Source organism: Serratia sp. HMSC15F11, assembly GCF_001808215.1.
Classification (GTDB): domain Bacteria; phylum Pseudomonadota; class Gammaproteobacteria; order Enterobacterales; family Enterobacteriaceae; genus Serratia; species Serratia nevei.
Window position 1 is genome coordinate 1 of sequence record NZ_KV792386.1, and the last position, 979, is coordinate 979.

The 979-nt window shown below is 40.3% G+C and carries 1 pseudogene; it reads left to right on the forward strand.

The features are described 5' to 3' along the window. Positions 1 to 504, forward strand: a pseudogene (locus HMPREF3138_RS26600) (hypothetical protein); the annotation flags it as partial. Positions 505 to 979: the final 475 nt, after the last annotated feature.

Here is a 979-nt window from a genome sequence, read left to right on the forward strand (position 1 = left end):
AGTACTGGCAAAGTACTAAATGGTGTTCATATCAAGCCTGTAAGCCGTGGTATGAATAGTTTTCAAGATTACAGTACTTGCGTATGGCTTGCATCAATGAAGCCGTCACCAGTCGAAGCAAAGCAGTTAGAATTGATGTTCAAGATCACTGGTGAAGAGATTACCTATGCTCGTGAGTTGGAGAATCTCTATCAGTTCTGTAATCGTAGTAGTCTAAGAAAGTATGACAGTACTGAACAAGTAGTAGTCTACGTGTTCGACAAGGAACAGGCACGCTTTCTAAGTGACGATATCGAGTATATTGATGTTGGCATTGATGAAGTACAGAAGTTTATTCCTGCAAAACTATCAGATGCAGATTATAAAAGGTTGGGTAAGGTTACTATCAAACGTTTTCCAGATCAGGAATCATTTGATAGGTGGATGAATAGTACTGTAAATTCTCATTTGAATGATTTGCAACGTGATAAATTTTATCAGAAATATGATCGTGTTAGGGGGTAATCACCAACGTAACCCCGATAAAATATAGGGGGTATTTTACCTATAGGCCTTAAGGTATTTTCCCCCCTATCTGGATAGACATTCATTATGAAATGAGTTGAGCGAGTGGATTTGGAGTGCTTCAGCACGACAAAACACGAAGAGAAACGAAATAATGCGGTTGCTTGCAACTGCATTTATCAAGTAATAACATTATTAATTACGCCCATTGCTCACAGGTTCGCAATAGTCGGCCTGTTGTTCTTAGTTGCACTTGCTCCGCTGCGTTTACTTGCGAACAAAGGCATTACTTTTCGCAGTAGTTAAATTACTAAATGACTGGGTATTTTAACGGCCTTGTTAGTAACTGCCGCGGGACAAGCCCTTGTCGGGAATCGGGCTGTTAAAGCCCTTAAATAAAAATACCCAAAGTAGCCGACAGGCATTACTAACGCGAAGCCAACCCGATCTATTTGAACTGCCCTATGATGGTGAA